This is a genomic window from Mesorhizobium sp. USDA 4775 (genome assembly GCF_054062655.1).
In genome coordinates this window covers 6,091,418-6,113,388 of record NZ_JBSSFM010000001.1, presented here as the reverse complement: position 1 = coordinate 6,113,388, position 21,971 = coordinate 6,091,418, and the positions used below count along the sequence as shown (strand labels likewise).

The 21,971-nt window shown below is 64.4% G+C and carries 23 protein-coding genes and 1 pseudogene; 1 reads left to right on the top strand and 23 read right to left on the bottom strand.

Features of this window, described 5'->3' with window-relative positions; all coding sequences use genetic code 11:
* Positions 1–23: 23 nt before the first annotated feature.
* The 23 genes and pseudogenes from ACVILI_RS30025 to ACVILI_RS29915 all read right to left on the bottom strand — a co-directional run bounded on the left by ACVILI_RS30025 (position 24) and on the right by ACVILI_RS29915 (position 20,919).
* On the bottom strand, positions 24–692 hold the full coding sequence (locus ACVILI_RS30025) for a response regulator transcription factor (protein ID WP_010911291.1): 669 nt from the start codon (positions 690–692) through the stop codon (positions 24–26).
* A gap of 223 nt (positions 693–915) precedes the next feature.
* The gene (locus ACVILI_RS30020; protein WP_019860966.1) at positions 916–1,503 is read right to left on the bottom strand and encodes a transglycosylase SLT domain-containing protein; all 588 of its coding nucleotides are present in this window, start codon (positions 1,501–1,503) and stop codon (positions 916–918) included.
* Positions 1,433–2,137, bottom strand: a complete 705-nt coding sequence (fliK, locus tag ACVILI_RS30015; protein ID WP_457102717.1) for a flagellar hook-length control protein FliK — start codon at positions 2,135–2,137, stop codon at positions 1,433–1,435. The genes ACVILI_RS30020 and fliK overlap by 71 nt, the downstream gene beginning before the upstream one ends.
* 672 nt (positions 2,138–2,809) lie before the next feature.
* Positions 2,810–4,165, bottom strand: a complete 1,356-nt coding sequence (locus tag ACVILI_RS30010; RefSeq protein ID WP_038649323.1) for a chemotaxis protein MotC — start codon at positions 4,163–4,165, stop codon at positions 2,810–2,812.
* Complete coding sequence (locus ACVILI_RS30005; protein WP_240564542.1) at positions 4,162–5,547, bottom strand: MotB family protein; 1,386 nt, start codon at positions 5,545–5,547, stop codon at positions 4,162–4,164. The genes ACVILI_RS30010 and ACVILI_RS30005 overlap by 4 nt, the downstream gene beginning before the upstream one ends.
* Entirely contained in the window at positions 5,544–6,164 is a 621-nt protein-coding gene (locus ACVILI_RS30000) for a hypothetical protein (protein WP_019860962.1), read from the bottom strand. Before ACVILI_RS30000 ends, ACVILI_RS30005 begins: the two co-directional genes overlap by 4 nt.
* A gap of 3 nt (positions 6,165–6,167) precedes the next feature.
* Positions 6,168–7,818, bottom strand: a pseudogene (fliF, locus tag ACVILI_RS29995) (flagellar basal-body MS-ring/collar protein FliF).
* A 131-nt stretch (positions 7,819–7,949) separates the two neighbouring features.
* A complete protein-coding gene (locus tag ACVILI_RS29990) occupies positions 7,950–9,020 on the bottom strand; it encodes a flagellin N-terminal helical domain-containing protein (protein WP_019860960.1) in 1,071 nt (356 codons plus the stop codon).
* Between the two features lie 280 nt (positions 9,021–9,300).
* Entirely contained in the window at positions 9,301–10,293 is a 993-nt protein-coding gene (locus ACVILI_RS29985; protein WP_019860958.1) for a flagellin N-terminal helical domain-containing protein, read from the bottom strand.
* Positions 10,294–10,537: 244 nt separating this feature from the next.
* The gene (gene fliP / locus ACVILI_RS29980) at positions 10,538–11,269 is read right to left on the bottom strand and encodes a flagellar type III secretion system pore protein FliP (protein ID WP_019860957.1); all 732 of its coding nucleotides are present in this window, start codon (positions 11,267–11,269) and stop codon (positions 10,538–10,540) included.
* Positions 11,266–11,760 carry a flagellar basal body-associated FliL family protein gene (locus ACVILI_RS29975; RefSeq protein ID WP_038649316.1) on the bottom strand — a complete coding sequence of 165 codons (495 nt, stop codon included), beginning with the start codon at positions 11,758–11,760 and terminating at the stop codon, positions 11,266–11,268. The genes fliP and ACVILI_RS29975 overlap by 4 nt, the downstream gene beginning before the upstream one ends.
* 20 nt (positions 11,761–11,780) lie before the next feature.
* The gene (gene flgH, locus ACVILI_RS29970; RefSeq protein WP_038649312.1) at positions 11,781–12,488 is read right to left on the bottom strand and encodes a flagellar basal body L-ring protein FlgH; all 708 of its coding nucleotides are present in this window, start codon (positions 12,486–12,488) and stop codon (positions 11,781–11,783) included.
* Entirely contained in the window at positions 12,485–13,066 is a 582-nt protein-coding gene (locus tag ACVILI_RS29965) for a MotE family protein (protein ID WP_084791788.1), read from the bottom strand. The genes flgH and ACVILI_RS29965 overlap by 4 nt, the downstream gene beginning before the upstream one ends.
* A 9-nt stretch (positions 13,067–13,075) precedes the next feature.
* Positions 13,076–14,134 (bottom strand): flagellar basal body P-ring protein FlgI, encoded by a 1,059-nt coding sequence (locus tag ACVILI_RS29960; RefSeq protein WP_457102748.1) that lies wholly within the window; start codon positions 14,132–14,134, stop codon positions 13,076–13,078.
* Between the two features lie 181 nt (positions 14,135–14,315).
* Complete coding sequence (gene flgA, locus ACVILI_RS29955; protein ID WP_240564543.1) at positions 14,316–14,864, bottom strand: flagellar basal body P-ring formation chaperone FlgA; 549 nt, start codon at positions 14,862–14,864, stop codon at positions 14,316–14,318.
* 5 nt (positions 14,865–14,869) lie between these two features.
* Positions 14,870–15,658, bottom strand: coding sequence for a flagellar basal-body rod protein FlgG (gene flgG, locus ACVILI_RS29950; protein ID WP_019860950.1), 789 nt, complete (start codon positions 15,656–15,658; stop codon positions 14,870–14,872).
* A 10-nt stretch (positions 15,659–15,668) separates the two neighbouring features.
* Positions 15,669–15,992, bottom strand: coding sequence for a flagellar hook-basal body complex protein FliE (locus ACVILI_RS29945; RefSeq protein ID WP_019860949.1), 324 nt, complete (start codon positions 15,990–15,992; stop codon positions 15,669–15,671).
* Positions 15,989–16,405, bottom strand: a complete 417-nt coding sequence (flgC, locus tag ACVILI_RS29940) for a flagellar basal body rod protein FlgC (RefSeq protein WP_010911274.1) — start codon at positions 16,403–16,405, stop codon at positions 15,989–15,991. The genes ACVILI_RS29945 and flgC overlap by 4 nt, the downstream gene beginning before the upstream one ends.
* Before the next feature lie 2 nt (positions 16,406–16,407).
* A complete protein-coding gene (gene flgB / locus ACVILI_RS29935; protein WP_019860948.1) occupies positions 16,408–16,788 on the bottom strand; it encodes a flagellar basal body rod protein FlgB in 381 nt (126 codons plus the stop codon).
* A 65-nt stretch (positions 16,789–16,853) separates the two neighbouring features.
* Positions 16,854–17,687, bottom strand: a complete 834-nt coding sequence (locus ACVILI_RS29930) for a hypothetical protein (protein ID WP_038649303.1) — start codon at positions 17,685–17,687, stop codon at positions 16,854–16,856.
* Positions 17,668–19,068, bottom strand: coding sequence for a flagellar protein export ATPase FliI (gene fliI / locus ACVILI_RS29925; protein WP_457102716.1), 1,401 nt, complete (start codon positions 19,066–19,068; stop codon positions 17,668–17,670). The genes ACVILI_RS29930 and fliI overlap by 20 nt, the downstream gene beginning before the upstream one ends.
* A 1-nt stretch (position 19,069) precedes the next feature.
* Positions 19,070–19,795: a flagellar basal-body rod protein FlgF gene (gene flgF, locus ACVILI_RS29920; protein ID WP_019860945.1), complete on the bottom strand. Its 726-nt coding sequence runs from the start codon at positions 19,793–19,795 to the stop codon at positions 19,070–19,072.
* 2 nt (positions 19,796–19,797) lie between these two features.
* Positions 19,798–20,919: a DUF1217 domain-containing protein gene (locus ACVILI_RS29915; RefSeq protein ID WP_038653309.1), complete on the bottom strand. Its 1,122-nt coding sequence runs from the start codon at positions 20,917–20,919 to the stop codon at positions 19,798–19,800.
* Positions 20,920–21,079: 160 nt separating this feature from the next.
* Between ACVILI_RS29915 and motA the strand changes: the two genes are divergently transcribed.
* Positions 21,080–21,955, top strand: coding sequence for a flagellar motor stator protein MotA (motA, locus tag ACVILI_RS29910; protein ID WP_019860941.1), 876 nt, complete (start codon positions 21,080–21,082; stop codon positions 21,953–21,955).
* The last annotated feature ends 16 nt before the right edge of the window (positions 21,956–21,971 follow it).

Below are 21,971 nucleotides of genomic sequence, written 5' to 3'. Positions count from 1 at the left end.
CGCGAGGCTGGCGCGGCGCGGCATCAGAAGACGAGCCGGTAGCCGAGGAAGCGTTTGGAATCGATCGGGTCGGTGCCCAGCTTCTCGCGCAGCTTCTTGCGTAATTTGCTGATGTGGCTTTCCACCACGTTCTCCTCGACCTCTTCGTCGAAGATGCCGTAGATGGCGTTGAAGACCTGGGTCTTGGTGACGCGGCGGCCGCGGTTGCTCGCCAGATATTCGAGGATGCGGCGTTCGCGGCGCGGCAGGGGCAGCGGCTGGCCGTCGATCTCCGGGTCGCGGCCGTCCATGAAGATGCGCATGGCGCCGATCTCGGTGTAGGCGACATCCTCATGGGCGCGCCGGCGGATGGCGGTGATGCGGGCCAGGATCTCTCTGATGTGGACGGGCTTGCGGATGACGTCGTCGACGCCGCTCTCGAACAACCGCAGCGTGTTTTCCAGGGAATGCTGCTCGCTGAGCGCAATGACCGGAGCGCCGGTGCGGTCGCGGATCTGGCGCGGAGAGATGGCGCCGTCGCGGCAGTCGCCGATCAGGAAGGCCCGCACCGATCGCAGGTCGGTGTCGGCGGCCGAGTTGACCCACTCGCCGAATTCGCCGGGCGCGAAGCCCGCGCAGGCGACGCCCTCGCGATCAAAAAGTGAATTGTATCCCTCAGTTACGAGCTCTCGCTCGTCAACGATCACGATCATCGGCCCCGCCTCCGAATCAGCACATTTGCCCCGTGGGGAAAGGCCTAACCGTTGGCGGGAATCCTGAACAACCGTCATTTCTTGTAACTAGTTTCTTGGGAGTCTGGAATCGTGCCGGTTGCATTAGCGTGCAACCAGATATGCTTGCGGGGGGAAGTTCTGGGTAAGTCAAAACGGCAAGCCCTGAGCAGTGCTACGGGCGTATTAGGGGCAGAAGATACGCTTACGGGTTGCAGAAGGTGCGGGCGTTGGTTGTCCATTTGCCGAAACCGGTGGCGACCATATTGGCGATCACCCTGCAGACATAGACCTTCTGCGCCGGGTCGTTGTCGGGGCCGGCATGGTAGCGGGCGACGGCCATCGACCAGGTCTCGTGGCGGGCATGGAGACTGGCCAGGAAACGCGCTGCATAGTCGACGTTCTGGCGCGGGTCGAGCATGTCCTCGACGCTGCGGAAGTGCGAGGAATGATAGTGGTGGTTGATCTGCATGCAGCCGAGATCGATCAGCGTCTTGCCCTCGCGCTGGGCATTGGCGAAGGTGGCAAGCGCTTCGGCCCGGCTCCTGGGGAAGATCGCTTTTCCTTCTATATTCAATGCGTTAGGCTGAAGGCTGCCTTTCTTGCCCGTCTCGGTCAAGCCGACGGCATAGAGGATGCCGGCGGGCACGCCATAGCGATCAGCGGCGCGCAGGATCTCGGGCTCGCAGGGATTGGTAGCGGCGAGGGCGGCGTTGGCGAGGCTAGATAAACATATCGCCGCCAGCGCGCTCGCGAGATGGCGAAGCGGCGCGGCCGTGGGCTTGCGCGTCATCATGATTACCCCTTGCGGACTGCTGGCCCGGTTGCTGGCCGCCGGCTCCACCGTTGCCGCCACTGGAGTTTCCGGGTTGAAAGGCGGATTGGTCGCGGCCAGGCGCGGCGGTGAGCGGGGCGGTTGCATCCGTCCGGGTCGTAGCCGGAACTGCCACCGAAGGTTGCATGATGGTGACCTTATCAACCTCGAAGCCCAGCCCGCGCAGCGACTTGACGATTGCCTCGCTGTCGCTGGAAAGCCGGCGGTAGGCGTCGTGTGTTTCGGGCTTCAATTCAATCGAGAGTTGTTCTCCCGAGAGGCGAAGATGGGCGGTGACCATGCCCAGTTCGGCCGGGTGAAGTTCGATCTTCAACACATGTGTCGGAACGGCAACAGAGCCGGCCATCTGGGTGGTCGCGGCGGCGGTCGAAAACGCCTGCTGCGGACCAACATCGGCCGCTACGGCGTTGATTACGTTGAGTGCTGCCTGGCTCATCGACGCCTGCGGCGGAGCAGGGAAGCTGCGCTCGGAAACCACGTCGACGCGCGCCTGGGCCGAGAGCTGTTTTCCTGGCTCCGACCGCAACGAGGACTGGACGTCGGCGATGGACTTCAGCTGCGGCGCCGCCTGCTTCTGTTCGACGCCTGGCACATCGGCGGTTGTGGGTCTCGGGCAGCGGGCCGGCGGCCATTGCATTGTCACGCCGTGGCGCGCCAGTGCCGGCGCTCGCGTCGCGGCCGGATTGGCCGTCGAGCTTCTTCAACGGCCCGTCCACGAGTGAGACCTGCTCGGGCTTCGGCATCGGTTCGAGGTCGTCGTGCCCGGCGGCGGATGTCGCCCGATAGGCTTTTGACAGGAGCTGCCCGTCGAGCGCCGGTTCCTGTCCGGCCTCGCTTGCGTCGGCCGACTTGGCCGATGTCGAGAAATGGCGCAGGTCATGAAATGCCATCAGCAAAGGCAGATGATCGTCGAGCGGCATTGCGCTGGCTTCGGTCGCTGGCGTTTCGGTATCGGCGTCCTTGTCCGCCTCGACGCCCTTGGCGTCCTTCACGGATTTCGCTGCCGTCGATCCGGTGGGCGTGGTCCTCGCCCTGCCGGCCGGCTTTGCCTCGTCCTCGCCTGCCTGTGCCGCAAGGCTGGCGGCAAGCTTGCTCCAGCGCGGGTCGCGCGCGCGTCCCTCGGTCGTCGGCTGCTTTTCCGCCTGGCCCGCGCTGCCATGCACCATCTTGCCGAAACCAGCATCATCCTTCGTGCCGGGGGCGGCCGGCTGCTCCGCCGTGCGCGCGGCGGTAAATCCTGGCAGGGCCGGGCCGAGACTGGGGGTCATTTCGGGGCGGCTCCAAGCATCTGGTCGATCAGGTCGAGCTGTCGACGGGTTTTCATCATGGCGGCGTCGGTCGGATCGGTCGTGTCGGGACCGGCAGAAGCTGCCGGCGCCGATGCCGGCAGGACCGTCGCCGAATCGGCTGAAGGCGCCGGCGCGCTCGCGCCGGATGGCGAGGCGGCGGGCTGTTCGGAGACGGCACCTTCGACGGGCGGCAATCCGGCCGCGTCGGTGGCCTGTGTGGCGGCGACCTCGGATTTGGGCTGCGGTGCAAGGGGTGCAGACGCCGGAGTTGCCGCCGGAAGGGAAGCAGGCGGCGCCACCACCTCACCGGCGATCGCCTGTGCGGCGTCGAGCAGGGCACGGTCACCGTCCGACAGCTTGCTGCGGTCGATCTTGCCGAGCTTGGTGCGCACATCCTCGATCGTACCGGAAGTCACAGTGGACAGGCTCGAGTAAAGCTCGGCGCGCGGATCGCCCTGATTGGTGTTGCCGTCGCGGCCCTGCTCGGCCCGCGCGGAGGCAAAGGCCGACAATTCGCTCAGGCCGTCGATCGCGGCGCGGCGGGCGATACGCAGATAGATCACCTTCTCGCGCTCGGGATCCATCATCGAGGTGATGTCGGCGAGCTTGTCCTGGCTGATCGACATGTGCAGGGTAATGACGCCGGAGACGAAGGAATCGGCGAACTGGCTGGCATAGGGCGAATAGAGATAGCGCTCGACATATTGGGTGGAGGCACGCGCGAACCGTGCTGCGTCGCCTCTGGTGACGGCGATGCCGACCGAACGCCGCAGGGCCGCTTCCTCGACCAGTGTGCCGGGGCTGAGCAGCTTGGCCTCATCGAGCAGCGTGAGCGCCATCACCGGGTCGTCCGTCGCCATCAGCGACCCTTTGACCAAGGCAAGAAAAGCACCGAGGTCGCTGGGCAGCGTCATAGGATCGATTGGCCTCAGGACTTCGATCGCACCGGTGGGTCGGCCAACCAGATAGTTTATGACGCCCTTGGCGATTGAGAGGTCTTGGGCATCGACGGCCTTGGCACGAGAAACCGCCGCCTCGACGGTCACGGGATTGCCGCCGCTCATGCCGTAGACCAGCAGAGCGCGAAAATTCTTGGGGTCCTTGAAGTCCTCCGCATCCGCTTCGCGCAGCCGGGTATCAATCATCTCGAGCAGCTTGGCCTGCATCGGCATCGCGGCGTGATCGCCGGCGGCGATGCGGTCCTGGACCAGCTGCAGCGAGCGCACCAGCTGGTAGGGCTGCAGCGTGTCCTGGGCAAAGCCGGCCGACGGATATCCGGCTGCCAGCAGCAACAGGCCCATCAGCCGGCTGGTGACGGCCGCCCGCTTCATCCTCCGGTCGCCATCAGGATCTCGATGCGGCGGTTGGCCGCCGACAGGGGATCGGCCGGATCCTTCGGCTGGCGGTCGGCGAAGCCGGCGACCTCGGTGATGCGGCGCTCGTCGACGCCGCCGCGCACGAGCATGTAGTAGGCGGAATGCGCGCGCGCCGTCGACAGCCGCCAATTGTCGTAGCTGGCGCTGCGGAAGGGGCGCGCATCGGTGTGGCCGTTGATGCTGATCGTGCCCTTCTGGCTGTTGACGATGCGGCCGATCTTTTCCATCGCCAGCACCAGTTCGCGGCTCGGCACCGCCGATCCGACTTCGAACATGCCGAAGTCGAGCTGGTCGGTGATCGAGATGACGACGCCCTTGTCGGTGGCTTCGACCGAGACGCCGTCGTGCAGCTTGTCGCCAGGCTTGAAGGCTTCGGCCAGCTGTTGCTTGACGTCGGCCGCGGCCTTCACGGCAGCGGCGGTCGGCTGCTTCTCCCCGGCTTCAGGCGCGGTCGTCTCTTGCACGGCGGCTGCACTATCCGCCTTGGCGGCAGCCACGGCCTTGCTGTCGCCCGCCTTGGCATCACCGGCATTGGCACCGCCGGCCTTGGTTTCGCCAGCCTTGGTTTCGCCAGCCTTGGCCATCGTCGCGGCGGCGTCCTTGCCATCCTCGGCCAGGGGCTCGAGCGGGGCATCCTTGACGGGCGGCGCCGGCAGCACGGCCTTGACCTTGGCGACCTGCGTTTCGGCGGCCTTGTCGCCTGGCTTGAGCGGATCGCCCTCGATCTTGGGGCGTTGGGCGCTCGCCTCGGCGGCGGGTGTGGCCACCTGCTGCGACCAGAAGTCCGGCTCGAAGGGATCGCGGTAGGATGCGCCGCCCGAGGCGCCCGTCGCCGGCCCGGCGCTTTGCGCGCCGCCGTCGCCCTTCTGGCTGACATTCTGCATGACGCCGGTGTCGGTGGCGATTTCGGAGAGCACCGCATAGGGGTCGGCGAAGAGGTGATCGTCGGTTTGTTGCGGCTGTTGCTTGTCCTTCTTGGCGTCGGATGAGCCCGCGTCACCGCTGCCAGCCTGGCCGGGTTTGGCTTTCGTCTGCTGCGGTTTGTCGGCCGTCGAGCCAATGGCGCTTGGCCCGTCGCCCAGATCCTCCAGCCCCTTGCGACTCGAATTGCGGTCGACCAGCTTGACCGGGTTGAAGTAGCTGGCGACGGCCGCCTTGGTCTGTTCATTGGCGGCGTTGATGAGCCACATGACCAGGAAGAAGCACATCATGGCGGTCATGAAGTCGGCGAAGGCGATCTTCCAGACGCCGCCATGATGGGCCTCATCGTGGTCGTCATGACCCCGCCGCACGATGATGATCTCGTGCCTGCCGTGATCGGCCTCGGCGACACTCATGACAAGACCTCGGAAAGGGTTGTCGACCATTCGGCCATGCGTGTCTCGAACACGGCCTCGTCAATGGTCACGGTCAGGTCGAAACCTGGCGCCTCGACGAAGTCGAGATTTGCAGCGCGTGGTCCAAGAGATGCCTTCAGCGTTTCGAACAGCGACAGTGGCCCGCGGACGGCGATGCGCACCGCTTCGCCATCGCCGACGGCTTCGCGAACCGCGCCGGCGAGCGCTTCAAGCGAGCGCTTCTGCAGATCGTCGCTGACAATGGCGCCGATGATGCGGGCGACCGTGGCGGTGACAAGATCCGTTACGCGTGCCTCCATGGCGTCGATGCGCAGCGAGACCGCCTTGCCGATATCGCCGCCGAAGCTTTCGAGGAAAACCCTCGCTTCCTCGGCATGCGCCTGGCGCTCCGCTTCCAGCGCCGCGTCATTGGCAGCGACAAGCCGTTCCGCCAGCGTTGCCTCCGCCTGGGCAACCGCCTCGGCGATCAGCGTGCCGATATCGGCCTGCGGTGCGGATGCTTCCGGCCTGTGCTCGGATGCGGCCTGGGGCTGGCTGACGCGCGGCGTGCGCGTACCGAAATCAGGGAGAAGATCGAAAAGGGCTGCGGAGGCCATGGTTTACGCCGCGACTTCCTGGGCCGCCCATTTGCGCAGGATCTGCGCTGTGCGCTCCTCGTTAAGATCGACCATGCGGGCAAGCCGTTCCTGAGGCGCCGGCCTGATCTTCTGGCGAAGATCATCGAGTGGATTGGTGCCCGGCCGCGAGCTAGGCAAGGCGCCGATGGCGGCACCCGCATCGGCGGAAGCAGCCGCCTCGGGTGTCGGCAGCGACCGCTGGACTTCATCGAAGTTCGGGCCCGACAAAGCGGGCGCCGCTTTTGCCGTCAGCGCTGCCGCCATCGGCCGCAGACCGAAGAAGGCCACCAGGAACACCACGACGATGAAAGCGCCGGCGTTGATCAGCGTGCCGGCGTGCTGGCCGATGGAATCCAGCATTCCAGCCTGCGGGATCGCTTCGCCGTCGAGCCCGTCGATGAATTCGACCGCCGAGACGTCGATGACGTCGCCACGCTTGTCGTCGAGGCCGGTGGCCGACGTCACCCATCTTCTGGATCTCGGCGACGCGCTTGGCGATCTGCTCCGGGGTCGCGTCCTTGCCCAGGATCGCCTTCAGCCGGTCCTGGTTGACGACGACGGCGATCGACATCTTGGTGACGGTGTAGCCGTTGGAGACGGTGGCAATCTTCTTGGAGTTGATCTCGTAATTGGTGATCTCTTCCTTGCGGTCGTTCGCCGAGGTCGTTTGCGGACCCTCGGTGCTGGCCGCCTGGGTCTCCGGCAGGTTCTGTTCGACGCTCGCCGGGGTCGAAGCCTGCTTCTGATTGCTGTTCTCATTGGCGCGCACCGACTGCACCGAGCGCTCGACACGCGAATTCGGATCGAAAATGGTTTCTTCCGTCTGGCGGGTGTCGGTGTTGACCTCGGCCTTGACGCTGGCGCGGAAATTGTCAGGGCCGAGGTATGGCGCCAGCGCGCGGCGGATGTTGTCGCCGATCTGCGCCTCGACCGTCTGCTCGACGCCGAGTGTGCGCGCCGCACTGGTGTTGGAGGGATCATCGCCGGCGGCCAGCAGATTGCCGTTGGAATCGAGCACCGTCACCTTGTCGGCCGACAGGCCAGGCACGGCGGCGGCGACGAGATGGCGGATCGACTGGGCGCTTTTCTCTGCGTCGATGCCGGCATAGCGGATGACCACCGATGCCGAGGGCTGCTGTTCGTCGCGGCGGAAGTTGGCGCGCTCGGACATGACAATGTGGACGCGAGCCGCCTTGATGCCTGATATGGACTGGATGGTGCGGGCGATCTCGCCTTCCAGCGCACGCACGCGGGTGATCTGCTGCATGAACGAGGTCAGGCCCATCGCACCGACATTATCGAACAGCTCGTAGCCGGCATTGGCGCTGGTCGGCAGACCCTTTTCGGCAAGCAGCATGCGCGCCTGCGCCGTGGTGCCGGCCGGCACCAGAACCGAGGTTCCGTCGGCGCCGACGTCGAAGCCGATGCCCGCCTCGCCCAGCACCAGGCCGATCTGGTTCACGTCGGAGCGGTCGAGCCCGACATAGAGCGTGTCGTAGGCCGGGCGGTTGAGGTAGACCGAGGCGATGCCGATGACGCCCATCACCAGAACGGCGATGCCCGCCAGCATGGCGAGGCGCTTCACACCAAAACCACGGAGATTCGAGATGATGCTCTGGATCTGTTCCGGCACGATAGAGCGACTCCCAGCATGATTGTCCGCCGGAACACTAACCCTCGAAGCTTGTGCGAAAATGAAATCGGGCCGCGCTTGCGGCGCGGCCCGTGAATTGGAGGGAGCAGTGTCTGCCAGCTACGGCCGGATCAGCCGTTCTTGAACAGCGACAGGATCGACTGCGAGGAGCTGTTGGCGATCGACAGCGACTGGATGCCGAGCTGCTGCTGGACCTGCAGGGCCTGCAGGCGGGTCGATTCCTTGTTCATGTCGGCATCGACGAGCTGGCCGACGCCGCGGTCGATGGAGTCCATCAGGCTCTGCGTGAAGGTTTTCTGCAGGTCGATGGAGCTCTTGGCGGCGCCAAGGATGGTGGCCTGGTCGGTCAGCTGGCTCATGACCTTGTCGATCTTGCCGATCATCTGGGTGATGATGTCGTCGGTCACGCCTGCTGCCGTGATGTCGAGATTGAAGGCGGAAACGTTGTCGATCCTGGGGACCACCGCGCCCGCAGCCGTCTGGCCAGCGGTGTTGGCGGCGATGTCCGTGCCACCGCCGGCGATCGCAGCCGCGTAGGCGGTGTCGTACAGGTTCTGGGCGGCCGCTGTCGCGTATACGGAAGTCTTGCGGTCGAGCGTGCCCTGGTTCTTGACGGCGGTGGAAAGACCGCTGTCGAACAGTTTCGTGCTCTCGACATTGATGTCGATCGTTCCGAGCGAGATGGCGCCGGAGGAGGAGCGATTGAAGGACGCGACGATTTTGGCGTCGGGTTGGACGCCGTCATTGGGGGCCGCGACCTGCGTCGATGTCACCGAAAGGAAATTCGAACCCGAGAAGGTGGCGGCATCGGCAAAGGACTTCATCTGCGCCTGGAGCGTGGTGATTTCCGTCTGCGTCTTTGCCTTTGCGGCATCCGTCTGGCCGACGGTGGAAAGCAGCTTGGTCTTGAGCTGGCCGATCGACGTCAGGACATTGTTCATGCCGGTGTAGGCGGTGTCGACCTTCGAGGCGCCGAGGCCGAGCGCATCCTGCACCGTCGACAGCGCCTGGTTGTCCGAACGCATCGTCGTGGCGATCGACCAGTAGGCGGCGTTGTCGGAGGCCTCGGAGACCCTGTAGCCCGTCGAGATTCGCGACTGTGTATGCTCAAGCGATTTGTTGGTGGCGTTGAGGCTTTGAAGTGCGGTCAACGCCGCAGCGTTTGTCATGATGCTCGCCAAGAAACTCGCTCCTTTTTCCCAGGCCGGTCTTTCTCAAAAAACCGGCATTGCCCTCGCGAGCCGGTGGCCCGCCCGTCGATTGCCGTCGCCCCGACCGGGCCGATTCGCCAATCCGTTGTAAGCTATGGTTAACCATGACTAACGCGTTATGGTTAACGGCCTGTTAAAGGCCCGCTTTCGAGGGTTAAGAAACGAGGGTTGTGCGGGGCTGGAGCAAACGCAAAACGGGCCGCGCTTTTGGCGCGGCCCGTTTGCCTGGTTTGGTCTGCTGCTAGAGCGATCAGCCGCGGAAGAGCGACAGGATCGACTGCGACGAGCCGTTGGCGATCGACAGCGCCTGGACGCCGAGCTGCTGCTGGACCTGCAGCGCCTGGAGGCGGGTCGATTCCTTGTTCATGTCGGCATCGACGAGCTGGCCGACACCGCGGTCGATGGAGTCCATCAGGCTCTGCGTGAAGGTCTTCTGCAGGTCGATCGAGCTCTTGGCGGCGCCGAGCTTGGTGGCGGCGGTCGTCATATCCTTGAGCGCGGCGTCGACAACGGTCATCATCTGCGAGATCTGACTGTCGCTGGCGGCCGTGGTACCAGAGAAGATGGCCAGGCTGGCGACCGAATAGGTATCGGTGGCCGCAGCCGCAGCGCCCAGCGTCGGGGCCGAAGCCGTGGCAGTCTCGGCGCCAGAGACGCCGAGACGATTGGCGTCCAGGATGCCCTTCGACGTAGCAGCGGTGCCGGCTTCATACAGCTTGATGCTTTCCACGTTGACGTCGATCGTCGAGATCGAAACCGCGCCAGCGGAGGTGCGGTTGAAAGCCGAAACGACCTTGACGTCAGCGGCGGTGGTGGCCGTCGCGCCGCTGTTCACCGACAGCATGTTGGTGCCGGAGAAGGTGGCGGAGTCGGCGTAACCCTTCAGCTGTGCCTGAAGAGCGGCAATTTCGACCTGGGTCTTTTCCTTGGCGGCGTCGGTCTGACCGTAGGACGCGGTCAGCTTCTGCTGGATCGCGTTGATGGTGGTGATCGCGCTGCTCATGCCGGTGTAGGCGGTGTCAACCTTGGAGGCGCCGAGGCCGAGCGAGTCCGAAACGGTGGACATGGCCTGGTTGTCGGAGCGCATCGTGGTCGCGATCGACCAGTAGGCGGCGTTGTCCGAAGCCTGGGAGACACGATAGCCCGTCGAGATGCGGGACTGGGTGGTGTCGAGGCTCTTTTGGGTGGCGTTAAGGCTCTGCAGCGCCGTCAATGCAGCGCTGTTCGTCATGATACTGGCCATGGCTACTCGTACCTTGTTTTTACAGGTGTTTTTTTGACATACCGGCTTTTCCGGTATGACGGAGCGGCATCATGCCAATGATCGTCGAGAGATCACCCGCCATCTGCGAGCGACTATGGCGGCGAGTTCCTACCAAAGGGCTAAATCGGACGGTTAATCGAAAATAATTCGAGAAGAAAACGACGATGTCCGGCGCACTGCGCGGTCCTGTCGGCGGATGCGGCTTCGGGCCGGGATCGTGACGTCAGGTGAAGGAGCGCACCAGGCTGCCGACGAGCAGGTTCCAGCCATCGATCAGGACGAAGAACAGGATCTTGAACGGCAGCGACACCACAGTGGGGGGCAGCATCATCATGCCCATCGCCATGGTGATGGTGGCGACGATCAGGTCGATGACCAGGAATGGCAGCACGATCAGGAAGCCGATCTCGAAGCCGCGGCGGATCTCGGAGATCATGAAGGCGGGCACCAGGATGCGCAGGTCGACCGTCTCCTTGGCAACGACCTGGCCGCGCTCGCGGGCGAGGTCGGCGAAAAGGTCGAAATCCTTGTCGCGCACATTGTGCAGCATGAAGGTGCGGAACGGATCCGAAATCTTCTCGAAGGCCTCCGTCTGGCTGATCTGGTTGTCCATCAACGGCTTGACGCCGGTGTTCCAGGCCTGATCGAAGGTCGGCGCCATGACATAGAAGGTCATGAACAGCGACAGTGAAATGAGGATCAGGTTCGCTGGCGTCGACTGCAGGCCGATGCCGGCGCGCAGGATCGAGAAGGCGATGACGAAACGGGTGAAGCTCGTCACCATGATCAGCAGCCCGGGCGCCACCGACAGCACCGTCAGCAGGCCGAACATCTGGATGATGTAGCCGACGGTGGTGCCGTCGGCCTTGCCGATGCCGCCCAGGTCCAGCTGTTGCGCCGCCGCGACGGAGGTGGCGGCGCCGATCAGCGCCGCGGCGAGAAGGAACTTCTTCATTCGAGCAGCAATGTCCTGATGAGAACCTGTTTGGCGTGCCCCTGGCTGCGGATCGAGGCACGTTCCTCGATATCGGCTTTCAGGTGCTGGTAACCGCTGGCGCCCTCGACCTGATGCATCTTCAGCGTGCGCACGAAGGCCAGAAGGTCCTGATGGATGTCCTCCGTTATCGCCGGCGGCTGCGGCGCGTCGTAGACCACGGATACTTCCATCCTGATCCAGGTGTCGGCGGGGGAGGCGATATTGGTGGTGATCGGCGCCAGCGCGACAAGCGTCAGTCCCGTGCCAGGCTGTTGCGCGGCAGCGGGTTCGGCGATCTTGCCCTCATTTTCAGGTGCAGCCGGCACCGATGATGGTGCGCCGGCACCCTTGAGATAGCCGCCGGACATCCAGCCCATACCGATGGCTGCGACCGTCACCACCAGCAGCATGGCGCCCTGAACCACAAGGGATGGGCCCTTGCGAGACTGGAGTTGTTCGACATTGGCCACGGCGCTTTGTTCTCCAATCCCTAGAACGGAAGAACCTGGTCGAGAACCTGCTGGCCATAGGCCGGCTGCTGGATCTCGGTGATGCGGCCGCGCCCACCATAAGAAATGCGCGCCTCGGCGATGCGTTCGTAGGGTATCGTGTTCTCGGCGCCGATATCGGCCGGCCGCACGATGCCGGCGATGGTCAGCACCCTCAGCTCGGCGTTGACGCGCACTTCCTGCGACCCCGTGATCATCAGATTGCCGTTCGGCAAGACATCGGTGACGATCGCCGCGACATTGAGTTCAAGCGTTTCCGATCGCTTGATCTCGCCATCGGCCGTCGTGTCCGTGGCGGAGTTGAGCGTGCCAGCACCCTTGCCGGCGGTGCTCCACTTATCCCATTGCGCGCTGAGGTCGAAGCCGAGCTTGCGGTTGGCGGTGCGGCTTCTGTCGTTCTGGTTCTTGAAATTGGCGCGGTCGTTGATCTTGATCTTGACGGTCAGGATGTCGCCCTGCGAGAGCGCCCGGGGATCGGTGAAGAGGCGGCTCTGGCGATCGTCCCACAGCGAGAACTTCTTCACCGGTGCCCGAGGTGGCTCGGGGTATTTATACAGGGAAGACGTGTTGCCGCCGTCAATGCCCGAGCCGACCGGCGACAGTGACGGTTCCTTGCCGACTTCCCTGAGGTTGGTGCCGCAGCCGGACAACACTGCTACCGCGCACAGGATGAGCGTTCTGCGGATCATGACGGATCTACCCTTCGGGCTGCGCTGGCCATGATGCCGGTGAGCGTCGCCGCCGCCTTCTGGTCCATTTCGTTGAGAATGACGCCGGCCTTGCGTGAATCGAGCTTCATCAGGATAGCCGCGGCCAGGTCGGCGTTGACAATCGCCAGGCGTTCGGCCGCCGCATCGGGCTTCATGCCGGCATAGATCTTGACGACGCCGTCCTCGGCCCGGGCCAGGAACACTTCACGCCGCTTCAGCCAGGTCTCGTATTCGGCTTTCTTGGCGTCCAGCGCTTTCATGCGCTCGTCGATGCCGGCCTGCAGCTGCTTCAATTCCTCGGCCTGCAAGGCATAGCGGCGGTCGCGGGCGGCGTCGGCGATGTTGGAGCAGAAGCGCTCGATCTCGCTCTGGTCGGGCGCCTTCTCCCGCGCCAGTTGCTGCGGCGCCACCGCGGGCTGCGCTCCGGGCAGAACCTGGCGAACGACATCCTCGCCATGCGCGCCGCCACTGGCAACGGCCATGGCCGCGAGAGCCGCGGCCGCGAACAGGATTGCGCGGGAGGAGCGTCTTTCGTGGGATGGGAGGGAGGGGATCATCGGCATCGCCTATTGAAGAACCAGATCGGCTTGCAGGGCGCCGGCCGACTTGATGCCTTGCAGGATGGCAATGATGCCGTCCGGCTTGACGCCGAGGCGGTTGAGGCCGGAAACGAGGGTTTGCAGGTCGGGTCCATCGAGCACCGCGACGCGGGCATCGGGCCGGCTGGCGTCGATGGCGGTGAACGGCTCGACAGCGGTTTCGCCCTTGGAGAAGGGTTCGGGCTGCACGACGCGCGGCGCTTCGGTGATGCGCACCGTCAGCGTGCCGTGGCTGATGGCGACGCGCGAGATCTTGACGTCGTTGCCAATGACGATGGTGCCGGTGCGCTCGTCGATGACGACGCGGGCCGGGGTATCGGATTCGACCACGAGGTTTTCGATCTCGGCATAGAAGCGCGCGGCCGAAACGCCCTTTGGCCTTCTGATCTGCACGGTGCGGGAATCGCGCTCACCCGCGACGCGCATGCCGAAGCGCTGGCTGGTATAGTCGTTGATCGCGTCGGCGATGCGGATGGCGGTCGAGAAATCGGGATTGCGCAATTGCAGCGTCAGCGTCGACTGGTCGTCGAATTCGGCCTTCACCGAACGCTCGACGATGGCGCCGTTCGGCACCCGGCCGGCGGTCGGCACGCCTTGCGTCAATTGTTCGGCCTGGCCCTGGGCGGTGAAGCCCGAAACGATGACCGCGCCCTGGCCAACGGCGTAGATCTCGCCATCCGCCGCCTTCAGGGGCGTCATGATCAGCGTGCCGCCGGCCAGCGAGGTGGCGTCACCCATCGAGGAGACGTCGATGTCGATGCGGGCGCCCGATTGCACATAGGGGGGCATGTTGGCGGTGACGATGACGGCGGCGACGTTCTTGGCGCGCGCGCTGCCGCCTTCGGTGGCGATGCCGAGATTTTCCAGCATGGCGCGGATCGACTGCTCGGTGAACGGCGAATTGCGCAGGCTGTCGCCCGAGCCGGCGAGGCCGATGACCAGGCCGTAGCCGACCAGCTGGTTGTCGCGCGAACTCTGCAACTGGGCGATGTCCTTGATGCGCGAGGCGACCTGGCCGGGCGGCAGCGAGCTTGGCCCGGGCGAGAAACGCGGAACATGCGGGTAGTGGTCGCCGGATCATATTCCGGATCGTCGTAGACGCCGCCGTTCTTGGCGGCGAGTTCGCGCTTGGCCTTGGGCGTCAGGCCGTCGGCCAGCGCCGGCTGCAGGCCGAGCGTGGCAGCGAGCAGAAGGGCAAACGGGCGCATCATGAAGCGCTGACCTGGATGGTTCCGTCGGCCATCACCGTGCCGGAGAGGATCTTGCCGCTATCGCTGTTGCGAACCTTGATGAGGTCGCCGGCCGAACCTGGTTGCAAGGTTACCGCGGTGGCCGATATCGTCAGTCCGCCGGCGATGAAGAAGACCTGCACGGCAGCACCCTGTTCGACCAGCCAGGCCTCGCGGATGGCGGCGGTCGGGATGTAGCGACCGGGCAGCAGCGTGCGCTTGGCGATCTTGCCTTGAAGCTCCTCGGCGCGGGTCGCCATCGCATCGGGCTTGTGCTTGCCGGGGATGAGGGTCACCTGTTTCAGGGCGGCGAGTACGATGGTCTCGCCGGGGTAGATGACGCGGCTGGGGATCAGCACGACCTCGCCGGCAGGCTGATTGCTGGCGATCTGCGTTGCCGATTGATTTGTCGATTGATTTGTCGATTGATTTGTCGATTCCTGGGCGAAAGCCGGCAAGCCGCCGGCCACCAGCGCAAGGACCAGCGCGGTGCGGCGGAATGCGGAGCAGGAGATCGGCATGGCCATCATCCCTACCTGATGTTCTTGGAGACGACCGAGGCCATGTCGTCGGCGGCCTGGATCACCTTGGAATTCATCTCATAGGCGCGCTGCGCCGAGATCAGCTCGGTGATTTCCTTGACCGGGTCGACGTTGGAGGCCTCGAGATAGCCCTGCTGGATGGTGGCGAAGCCGGGATCGCCGGGCACGCCGGCATTGGCCGGGCCGGAGGCCGTCGTTTCCTGGAACAGATTGTCGCCCAGCGGCGCGAGGCCCGCCTCGTTGGCGAAGTTGACGATCTGGAGCTGGCCGAGATTCTGCAGGTCGGTCTGGCCGTCGATGCGGGCAAAGACCTGACCGGTCTTGTTGACGATCACCTCGACCGCATCGGTCGGCACGGTGATGGCCGGAATGACATTGGCGCCATCCACCGTCACCAGCTGGCCGGTGGCGTTGGTGTTGAAGGCGCCGGCGCGGGTGTAGAGCGTGCCGCCATCGGCGCCCTCGATCTGGAACCAGCCCCTGCCGGTCAGCGCCATGTCGAAACTGTTGCCGGTGCTGGTCAGTTCGCCCTGGGTGTGCACGTTGCGCACGGCCGTCGTCTTGACGCCGAGACCGATCGAAACGCCTTCCGGCACCAGCGAGGCGTTGGAGCGATTGGGTACGCCTTGCGTGCGGTCGACCTGATAGAGCAGGTCGGAGAATTCGGCGCGCGCCCGCTTGTAGCCGGTGGTGTTGATGTTGGCGATGTTGTTGGCGATGACTTCCAGATTTGTCTGCTGGGCATTCATGCCGGTGGCGGCGATGGAAAGTGCTTTCATGACCTGCTCCTCAGATACCCATGCGACTGACTTCGAGGTAGGCCGAAACGACCTTGTCGCGGATGGCGACGGCGGTCTGAAGCGCCTGCTGCGCGCTCATCACGGCATCGACGACCTGGCGGGTGTCGGCATCGCCCTTGAGCGCCTGGAGCGACACCTGTTCGGCATTCTGCAGCGTGTTGACGGTCTTGGAGGCTGCCTGGCTCACCGCTTCGGCAAAGGAGGTGCCAAGGTTGCCCGAAGTCGCCGGCGCGACACCGCCCTGAAGCAGGTCGGTCGCCGTATCGCCCAGCCCGGGCTTCAGGTTGAGCGCGCCGATGCCGTTCACGATCATTGGTTCCTCATCAGGTCGATGGTCATTGAAATGAGGTCGCGCGCCTGCTTCACGACTTGCAGGTTGGCCTCGTAGGAGCGGTTGGCCTCGGTCATGTCGGCCATTTCGATCAGCACGTTGACATTGGGCATCTTGACGTAGCCCTTCTCGTCGGCGGCCTCGTTGCCGGGCTGGAATTCAACGGGGAAGACACTCGGATCGCGGTCGATCGAGTTCACTTCAACCGTCGAGGCGCCGGAAGCCCGGTCAAGCTCGGAGACGAAGCTGATGGTCTTGCGGCGATAGGGGTCGGCGCCGGGCGTGGTGCCGGTCGACTGGGCATTGGCGAGGTTTTCAGAAACCACGCGCAGGCGCTCGGACTGGGCGCCGAGGCCGGATGCTGCGACTTTCAGGGCTGCGGTCAGTGCGTCCATGGTCAGCTCTTCACCGCCATCATCATCATCGAGTGGAAAGCCTTGACGATCGCCGTGTTGAGCTCGAAGGAACGGCGCACCTCGCCGGCCTTGAGGAGCTGGTCCTCAAGCACGACGGTGTTCTTGGACGGCATGACCACGCCGTCATCCTCCTGCGGCTTGATGGTGAAGCCGGCATTGGTCGCCGCGCTGCCGAGATGGCCGGCCTCGGTGGTCTGCAGCGACACAGCCGTGCGGTCGAGCACCTTCTCGAAGGGCTCGACATCGTTTGCCGTGTAGCCCGGCGTGTTGGCGTTGGCGATGTTGCCGGCGATCGCCGACTGGCGCACGGAAAGCCACTGCGCTTGCTTGGCAGCGAGATCGAAAAGGGAAACGGGCTCCATGGGAATCTCCGGGCATGTGCCCAAAGACTAGGCCGCCAGTCTTGCGCGGACCTTGCGGGCAGCCGCTACCTGGAAAGCTGGATCAACTGGTTGGTGCTGGTCAGCATGACCCATTTGCCGTTGCGCTGCTCGATCGACGAGACCGTGCTGGAGTCCGGCAGTATCGAGCCGCGCTGGACGATCCACAGGCCGGTGTCGTCCTCGATCATGGCGCGGCCGTTGGCGACATGAACCATGCGGAATTTCGCGACATCGGCCGGGAAGGGCTGGTCGCCGGGCGGCTGCGCCGGGGTGGCCTCATCCTGCACCGTCCCGGTGGCGAGCAGGTCGATGCTGGTGTTGGGAAGGTCCTTGGCCGTCAGCGGCGCGCTGCGCGAGGTAACCACGCCGCCACCCTCGCGTCCCGAATTGGTGCCGGTGCCGCCAAACTTGATCGCCTGAACGCCGAACTGCTCCTGATTGAAGAAGATATACCAGGGAAACAGGGCGCAGATCAGGCCGAGCGTGACGCCGAGCGCGGCGATGACGAAGTCGCTGCGCCGGTCCGCCTTCTTGCTCAATTTTGGAAATTGCGCCTTTGGCGGCTGCGGCCATTCGGTGACGGGAAACAGGCCGTCGATCAGCGATTCGCGGCTAGCCTGCGTCATCTCGGCAGGCTCGACGAGGGAAACCACAGGCGCGACGGACGCGGCAGCCCGTGCCACGGGTTCGGATCGGGGTAGGACCGGCTTGACGGCTCTGGCCAGAACAGCCGTGGTCTTGGCTGCGATGGCGCTGGCGGCCTTTGCCTTGGCCCTCCTCTCCTCCTCGGCTCGAGCTACCTCGGCGGCGTTCGCCGCGGCGATCATCTCATTCAGGATGCGCTCGGTGTACTGGCGTTCAGTCTCCTGATTCGGCATTCAGCTTTCCCTTGAGATGGCGGGCGAGATCGGAGAACGGATCGGCGGATGGGCGGTCCCTGGGTGATTGCGTCAGCGCCTCGTAGATCAGCGGCACCTGGCGCACGGCGATGTCGAGCTCGGCGTCGGCGCCACCCTGATAGGCCCCGAGCAGGCGGATGTCGCGCGTGTCCTCGAAGCGGGCGATCATCGACTTCAGCCGCGTCACCAAAGCGCGCTGTTCGACGCTCCAGGCCTTGCCGGCCAGGCGCGATATGGACGACAGCGGATTGACCGGCGGATAGCGACCCTGTTCGGCGATCGCGCGGTCGAGCACGACATGGCCGTCGAGGATGCCGCGCACGGAATCGGCGACCGGATCATTGTGGTCGTCGCCGTCGACCAGCACGGAAATGATGGCGGTAATCGACCCCTTGCCTTCGGCCCCCGGTCCGGCGCGCTCAAGCAATTTGGGAAGTTCGGTGAAAACCGAGGCGGGATAGCCGCGGGCAACCGGCGGCTCGCCGGTTCCCGTCGCCACCTCGCGCAACGCATGGGCGAAGCGGGTGATCGAATCCAGCACCAGGAGCACACGCTGGCCCTGGTCGCGAAAGTGCTCGGCGACGCGCATGGCGGTGTCGGGCGCGCGCCGGCGCATCATGGCGCTCTCGTCGCTTGTGGCGACGACGGCCACGGTCTTGGCCATGCTGTCGCCGATCGTGTCCTCGAGGAATTCGCGAACCTCGCGGCCGCGTTCGCCGATCAGCGCCACGACGACGGTGTCGAACGCGTCGGCGCCGGCGAGCATGGCGAGCAGCGTCGACTTGCCGACGCCCGAACCCGCGAAGACGCCCATGCGCTGGCCGAAGCACAGCGGCGTGAAGATGTCGATGACCTTGACGCCGGTCATGAAGGCGGTACCGACGCGCTGCCGCGCCATTGCGCCTGGCGTCGTGGCGCCGCCCGACAGGTCTGCGCCCCTGATCAGCGGCGGACCGCCATCGATCACCCGGGTGAGCGCGTCGATGGTGCGGCCGCGCCATGAATCATGCGGCGCCACCGCCAGCTGACCCCTGCGGAACACCGCATCGCCGATGCCGGCATCGGCGCTGCGTTCGAAGGGAGCAACGACCACTTCGTCGCGGCTGATCTTGACGATCTCGCCGCGGCGCGCGCCGGACTGGCCGCGCTGCTCGACGATGTCGCCCAGCCTGGCGAAATCGGAAAGGCCGCGCACCTTGTAGTGCGTGGACGTGACTTCGGTGACGAGACCGCCACGCTTGACCAGCCCGTCGGCGTTGCCGAAACGCCTGATAACCCGTTCCAGTGCGGCGAGCCGATCTTCGGGCGCCGGCTGCAACTGCCTTTCGGGTGCGCGGATGGAGGACCGGTCGAGCGACATACTATGACTTCGAGCCGAGCGTCTTGATCGCCTCGTCAGTGGAAGAATCCGTCTGCCGCATCAGGGCGGCAGTGTTCTCGAAGGCGCGCTGGACCATGATCAGGCGGGTCATCTCCAGCACCGGATTGACGTTGGATTCTTCGACGAAGCCCTGGGCGATGCCGACATCGGAGCGGTCGGTGACCGGCTCGGGGGTGCGCGCCGGCACGATGCCGGAATTGCCGTAGCGCACGAAATTCTCGCCCGGGTCGAAATTGTAGAGGCCTATCGAGCCGACAAGCTGGTCGTTCTGGCGCAGCGAGCCGTCGGCGCCGGCCTTGGGGGGACCGTTGCGGGGGTCGAGCTGGATCGGCGCGCCGCCGGCGTCGAGCACCGGATGGCCTTCGATCGACATCAGCTCGCCATTCTCGTTCATCGAGAAGCGGCCGTCGCGGGTCATGACGGTGCCGGCCGGTGTGTCGATGGCGAACCAGGCGTCGCCCTGGATGGCGAAATCGAACGGATTGCCGGTCTCGGTCAGCGAACCGTGGGCGCCCGAAAGATAGGTCTTGCCCGACGAGGCGAAGGACACTGATTTCTGCCCGGTGCCCGACACCATGTCCTCGAATTTCACGCCGGTGGCGCGAAAGCCGACAGTGTTGGCGTTGGCGACATTGTCGGCGATGGTGTCGAGCCGGCGCTCGAGCGCCATCTGCGCGGAAAGGGCGACGTAGAGACTATCCTGCATGATCAGAACTTCAACTTCTGCATGGCCATCATCAGGTCGGTGGAGATGCCCGCCGTGACTGGTTGGGCAAAGAGCACGCTGACTGACGTCACGGCCGTCGAGGTCGGATTGTTGATCTCGTACATGCTGGTGAAGCGGGTCAGGAACTTGCCGAGTTTCACGGGGTCGGTGAAATCCGAGATGTCGAGCTTCTGTTCGAAGAGCTGCGCCTGCTTGTCGATGTCGGCAGTGGCGAAGGAATCGGGGAGCCCCAGCGCAGTGCGCACGACGCTCGCAAGGGCGGTGTCGGCGAGCACATCGTACCAGCTGGTGATGTCGGGCGCCTTGCGCTGGAAATAAAGCGCCAGCCGCACGCCCTCATTGGTCTTGCCGGCATCCTCCTCGAGCGTCTGGCGCATATACTTGTCGACAGTCGGCTGCTGCGCCGGATTGATGGTGGTGGCGGCTTCGCCGTACTGCTCGAAGTTGAAGGCCGAGGCCAATGCCGCGTAGGCCGGGTTTTTCTGTTTGTTGGCGACGCTGTTGGGGTCGCGCACGCCACCCTGCAGGACCTGTTTGATGAGGTCCTTGTTCTCCGTCGCCGAATCGAGACCGAACGCGGCCAGCGCGTAAGTGTAGAGCCGGCTGTTCGACATCAGGTCGTCGACCGATTTCACCTTGGTGATGTTGGCGAGATAGTAGGTCGTCTCGCCCTTCACGTAGTCCGAATTCGGATCCAGGCCGGCGATCTGCGCCTGCGTGGCGTAATTCTTCGTCACCAGCTGCTGCGCCTTGTTGTAGATGGTGGCGTCGGCGCCATTGGCGGCGAAGTTGAAGGCGCTGACGAATTGGGCATAGCGCTTGTCGGTCAGCTTGTTGGCGAAACTGTTAGGGTCGGTGACGCCTTCCTTGAGCGCCTTGACCATGAAGGCCTTGGCATAGTCCATGTCCTCCAGCCCGTAGGCCTTCATGGCAAATTTGAAAAGCCGGTCATTGTTGACGAAATCGTCGATCGATTTCACCTTGGTTATGTTGGCCAGGTAATATTTGGTATCGCGGTCGACAGTCGGCTGCTGCTCGATGCGGTCGATCGACTTGTTTATGTCCTTGGTGATCAACTGGTAGCTGGTAAAGGTATTGAGCAACGTCATGCCTCCGGCCGAAGCTTAATGTCGCGACAATAACCTCACTTCCTTGCGCGAAACTGAATCCCAACATTCGGTTCCGTGGCAGCCCGGATTCAAGCCTCACACAAGGCACGGGGACTATCCCTTGGACCTGTTGTGAAATGCGGAAGGACCTGTCGTGGGCATTCTGATTGGACTTGTGGTGACGCTCGGCTGCGTCCTTGGCGGCTTCATGGCCATGGGCGGGCATCTGCACGTGCTGGTCCAGCCGTGGGAAGCCGTGGTCATCTGTGGCGCCGCACTGGGGACTTTCCTGGTCGCCAACCCGATGAAGACGGTCAAGGATACCGGCAGGGGCATTCTCGAGGCGTTCAAGCAGGCGGTGCCGAAAGAACAGGACTATCTGGAAACGCTCGGCGTCCTGCACAGCCTGATGCGCGAATTGCGCTCGAAGTCGCGCAGCGAGGTCGAGGCGCATATCGACAATCCGGAAGAATCAGCGATCTTCCAGGCCTTTCCGACGGTGCTCAAGAATCACGATCTGATGAATTTCATCTGCGACTACTGCCGCATCATCATCATCGGCAATGCCCGCTCGCACGAGATCGAGGCGCTGATGGACGAGGAGATCCAGACCATCAAGTCCGACAAGATGAAGGCCTATCACGCGCTGGTCGCTGTCGGCGACGGCCTGCCGGCGCTGGGCATCGTCGCCGCCGTGCTTGGCGTGGTCAAGGCGATGGGCGCACTCGACCAGTCGCCGGAAATCCTCGGCGGCCTGATCGGCGCCGCGCTTGTCGGCACATTCCTCGGCATCTTCCTGTCCTATGCCGTGGTCGGGCCCGTCGCCACCAAGATCAAGACGGTGCGCGAGAAGAAGAACCGCCTCTACATCATCGTCAAGCAGACGCTGCTCGCCTACATGAACGGCGCGCTGCCGCAGGTGGCGATCGAATTCGGCCGCAAGACGATCTCGTCCTATGAGCGGCCGACCATCGACGCCGTCGAGCAGAGCACGATGAACACCGGCGGCGCCGAGAAGAAGGCCGCTTGAGCAATGCACGACAGAT

Bases quoted from the DNA above. Each gene is read 5' to 3' on its own strand.
- flgG (WP_019860950.1), bottom strand. From the start codon at position 15,658: ATGAAAGCACTTTCCATCGCCGCCACCGGCATGAATGCCCAGCAGACA.
- flgB (WP_019860948.1), bottom strand. From the start codon at position 16,788: ATGGAGCCCGTTTCCCTTTTCGATCTCGCTGCCAAGCAAGCGCAGTGG.
- ACVILI_RS29945 (WP_019860949.1), bottom strand. From the start codon at position 15,992: ATGATCGTGAACGGCATCGGCGCGCTCAACCTGAAGCCCGGGCTGGGC.
- flgH (WP_038649312.1), bottom strand. From the start codon at position 12,488: ATGATCCGCAGAACGCTCATCCTGTGCGCGGTAGCAGTGTTGTCCGGC.
- fliI (WP_457102716.1), bottom strand. From the start codon at position 19,068: ATGTCGCTCGACCGGTCCTCCATCCGCGCACCCGAAAGGCAGTTGCAG.
- ACVILI_RS30005 (WP_240564542.1), bottom strand. From the start codon at position 5,547: ATGAGTGTCGCCGAGGCCGATCACGGCAGGCACGAGATCATCATCGTG.
- ACVILI_RS29930 (WP_038649303.1), bottom strand. From the start codon at position 17,687: ATGCCGAATCAGGAGACTGAACGCCAGTACACCGAGCGCATCCTGAAT.
- flgF (WP_019860945.1), bottom strand. From the start codon at position 19,795: ATGCAGGATAGTCTCTACGTCGCCCTTTCCGCGCAGATGGCGCTCGAG.
- ACVILI_RS30020 (WP_019860966.1), bottom strand. From the start codon at position 1,503: ATGACGCGCAAGCCCACGGCCGCGCCGCTTCGCCATCTCGCGAGCGCG.
- ACVILI_RS30010 (WP_038649323.1), bottom strand. From the start codon at position 4,165: ATGAAGCGGGCGGCCGTCACCAGCCGGCTGATGGGCCTGTTGCTGCTG.
- flgA (WP_240564543.1), bottom strand. From the start codon at position 14,864: ATGGCCATGCCGATCTCCTGCTCCGCATTCCGCCGCACCGCGCTGGTC.
- flgC (WP_010911274.1), bottom strand. From the start codon at position 16,405: ATGGACGCACTGACCGCAGCCCTGAAAGTCGCAGCATCCGGCCTCGGC.
- ACVILI_RS29985 (WP_019860958.1), bottom strand. From the start codon at position 10,293: ATGGCCAGTATCATGACGAACAGCGCTGCATTGACGGCGCTGCAGAGC.
- ACVILI_RS30025 (WP_010911291.1), bottom strand. From the start codon at position 692: ATGATCGTGATCGTTGACGAGCGAGAGCTCGTAACTGAGGGATACAAT.
- fliP (WP_019860957.1), bottom strand. From the start codon at position 11,269: ATGAAGAAGTTCCTTCTCGCCGCGGCGCTGATCGGCGCCGCCACCTCC.
- ACVILI_RS30000 (WP_019860962.1), bottom strand. From the start codon at position 6,164: ATGGCCTCCGCAGCCCTTTTCGATCTTCTCCCTGATTTCGGTACGCGC.
- ACVILI_RS29965 (WP_084791788.1), bottom strand. From the start codon at position 13,066: ATGATCCCCTCCCTCCCATCCCACGAAAGACGCTCCTCCCGCGCAATC.